The organism is Acidiplasma cupricumulans, assembly GCF_001402935.1.
Lineage (GTDB): Archaea > Thermoplasmatota > Thermoplasmata > Thermoplasmatales > Thermoplasmataceae > Acidiplasma > Acidiplasma aeolicum.
In genome coordinates this window covers 1-3,020 of the sequence record NZ_LKBH01000058.1, presented here as the reverse complement: position 1 = coordinate 3,020, position 3,020 = coordinate 1, and the positions used below count along the sequence as shown (strand labels likewise).

Sequence of the window (3,020 nt, the reverse complement as noted above, 5' to 3'; positions counted from 1 at the left end):
TATTAAAATATGTTTTTATTATGCATTTATCGGTTCATTTAGTATATCAAGAAGAGATTCAGAACCGTCTATAATTTTATCAGCAACCCTTATTACCTCAACTGCTGAAGGATTAAATGCTATAAATTTACCGGATACATTTTTCATTGAGATGTCCTGCAGGCTGCTTCCAACAGATATTATATCATCCCTTTTAAATCCGTTTTTAATTCTTAATTTGTTTAATATTATTTCCTTTCTAATTGAATCCACATTTTTGATAAATCTTATTTTGCCAGAAATTATTTTCATTTCATTGGCTATGGAATAATCAAACTTAAATTCCCTTGCTATTATATCAGCATAGTTTTTTACACCAGCGGTTATTATTGCAGCTTTTATTCCATTCTGGTGCAGTATTTTTATTGTATCATCTATACCATCATAAAGGTCCATGTAATCGAAGGATTCATCGATTAATTTGTTAAATGCTGTATTATTTATGGATACATTAATCTTGTTATTTAAATTGTCATATAAATAATCAAAGTTATAGATTATGTTATAATAAGGATTCCTGGATAATTTAGACATAACCCTGTTCCAGGTATTTTTATTTTTTAACAGTGTTCCTTCCATGCTGAAGGCAACAAGCTTTACCATTTTATCACCTCTCACTTTCTATTTTTAAACGTATATATCGCTAAATATAATTTAAGTTTTTCTATATATGTTATATTGTACTATATTTATATTGGCGTAAAACTTATTAAATAGGTATATAAAAATTGCCAGAATATATTATAAGGTTAAATCCATTAATAAAAGACCTTAAAATGTTAAATACAGTTTTATAAATTTTTAAATAAATATGAATTACATAGAAATTTAGAATGTTAAAAACTCATAATCTTTTTCTGCCAGATCCTTTATTATCGGGCCCACCATGTCAAGCTTAATGGCGCTGACCTTTTCAAGTTTGTCTGCAAGGTTAAGGTTATTTGCAACCAGTTTGCACGCAATTGCAAGTGAGTTGCCAGCGCTATTATAGTCATTTATAAGTTTCATAATAGCTTCGTCATTATCTGCTATAAACCTCTCGCTTGGGCCAAAAAATATTAATTTTGTATCTCCAAAAAATTTATTTTTTCTTGAAACACCGGCAAGTGTTGCTGCAGCTATTGCCTTTTCCTTATTTGCAGTTGAAATTATAATTGCCACATTTTTCATATTTTATATATTATATTAATATATTTAAATGTATATTTAAATAAAGAAATTATTATATTAATTTCAAATACCTAAATTTTGAATAATTAAATAAATTCATAAGATTTATTATAGAAATCTATAATTATTAAATTAGAATATAAAATTATGGAAGATGTATGTTATTTTGCTGGAGGTTGCTTCTGGTGCATGGAGGCTGTTTTTAAGGACATAAGGGGTGTTGTTGATGTCCAGCCTGGCTATTCAGGGGGGACCACGGTAAATCCCACATATGAGCAGGTATGCAGTCAGGAAACAGGCCATGCAGAAACCGTTAAAATAAGATTTGATAACGATCAAATCAGCTTTAATGACCTGCTTGAGATATATTTTTCGGCAATAGACCCAACAACATTAAACAGGCAGGGTGAGGACATAGGTACAAATTACCGTACGGCAATTTTTTATACAAATGAAGAGCAGAGAAATAGGTCTCTGGATTATATTAAATCCCTTGAAGCGTCTGGAAAATATGATAAAATAGTTGTGTCGGTTGAACCGTACCGTAATTTTTATCCGGCCGAGGATTATCATAAGGATTACTTTGCAAAGCATCCGGAGAAGGGATATTGCAGAATTGTTATAAAACCAAAGGTTGAAAAGGTAAAACAGAAATTTTCATATAAATTAAAACCTCAGTAATAACTTTCGGGCTCCTTATTTATATTTATGTCAATGTAATTTATTTCCCTCCATGAAAAACTTTTTTTAATAACCCTTTTTTCATGGCTAAAAACTCCCGTGAAAAACAGGTTTCCATTCTCATTAAATTTGATTGCAATGACCTTAACATCCCTGTAAATTAAATTATTGGAATAAACATTTACCGTATAGTCATATAAAAATGCATACGCAAGTGACCTTTTTATATCCAGAACAGAAATTTCATCAGAAGGGTCTGATTCAACAAGCCTGCCATCCCTAAAAGATACTGTGGCTATTATCATTTTTTTCCATGATATATTTAAAAACTTTATTTATACCTTTATTTAATACAGAACAATAAATAAAAATTATTCAACTGCTTTTATTTGATTTTCTATTTCATTTTCCGCAGACCTTATATATGTTATATTTAATCCATTTTCCAAAAGATAATTATCGCTGTATGATGATATATTCTTTGGGCTGTAAAGACCGCCATTTAAAAAGTATGTGCCGTTTGGACCTGAAATTAATAAAACGGTATTTATATGGTGTGGTGAAACTGAATCTGCACTGCTCTGAAAGAAGCTGCCTGAAATCCACTCCTGTGTTGTGTACTTTTTTATTATTTCATATTCGCTGACGTTAACACTTGATTTTAATTCGGATAACCCATAATCAACAAGATTTCCATTAATGGTTTTATTTTGTGCATTTCCAGTTAAGGTCTCATTGTAAAGGTAAATAAATGTTGCATTTATGGCATTTGATTTAAATCCAGTGAAAATTAATCCAGGCGTATCTGGATAAACATCTGATGGGTCTGAATGCCATTGATAATACGATACATTTCCATAATGTGTTAATGCAAAATACAGGGGCCATGAAAGGGATGCGCCTATTGGGCATCCCAGCCAGCTCACCAATAAAATATTTACCCTGCTATCACCGTGTGAGCTGACCCTAAAAAATTTTCCTGAGGGTTCCTCAAAGGGCTGAATTGCAAATGGGATGATTATAAGGGCTGCTATTATTATTGAAACAGCAATTATAATAATATTGGCATATTTTTTATTCATGAATTGGTTATTTAAAATTATTATTAATTTTTAACTATTATAATAATA

Annotated in this window: 5 protein-coding genes; 1 reads left to right on the top strand and 4 read right to left on the bottom strand. The window is 30.4% G+C overall.

Going from position 1 to position 3,020, the window contains the following annotated elements; translation table 11 throughout:
- Positions 1-18: 18 nt before the first annotated feature.
- Together AOG55_RS01950 and AOG55_RS01945 are read right to left on the bottom strand one after the other, a co-directional pair.
- Entirely contained in the window at positions 19-642 is a 624-nt protein-coding gene (locus tag AOG55_RS01950) for an HAD family hydrolase (protein ID WP_061950862.1), read from the bottom strand.
- Positions 643-867: 225 nt separating this feature from the next.
- Positions 868-1,209, bottom strand: coding sequence for a hypothetical protein (locus AOG55_RS01945; RefSeq protein WP_048102458.1), 342 nt, complete (start codon positions 1,207-1,209; stop codon positions 868-870).
- 147 nt (positions 1,210-1,356) lie between these two features.
- On the opposite strand from AOG55_RS01945, the gene msrA reads away from it, so the two are divergent.
- Positions 1,357-1,890: a peptide-methionine (S)-S-oxide reductase MsrA gene (msrA, locus tag AOG55_RS01940; RefSeq protein ID WP_048102460.1), complete on the top strand. Its 534-nt coding sequence runs from the start codon at positions 1,357-1,359 to the stop codon at positions 1,888-1,890.
- Here the strand turns inward: msrA and AOG55_RS01935 are convergent.
- Together AOG55_RS01935 and AOG55_RS01930 are read right to left on the bottom strand one after the other, a co-directional pair.
- A complete protein-coding gene (locus AOG55_RS01935) occupies positions 1,884-2,195 on the bottom strand; it encodes a hypothetical protein (RefSeq protein WP_048102461.1) in 312 nt (103 codons plus the stop codon). The genes msrA and AOG55_RS01935 overlap by 7 nt on opposite strands.
- A 66-nt stretch (positions 2,196-2,261) precedes the next feature.
- The gene (locus AOG55_RS01930; protein WP_048102462.1) at positions 2,262-2,972 is read right to left on the bottom strand and encodes a DUF929 domain-containing protein; all 711 of its coding nucleotides are present in this window, start codon (positions 2,970-2,972) and stop codon (positions 2,262-2,264) included.
- Positions 2,973-3,020: the final 48 nt, after the last annotated feature.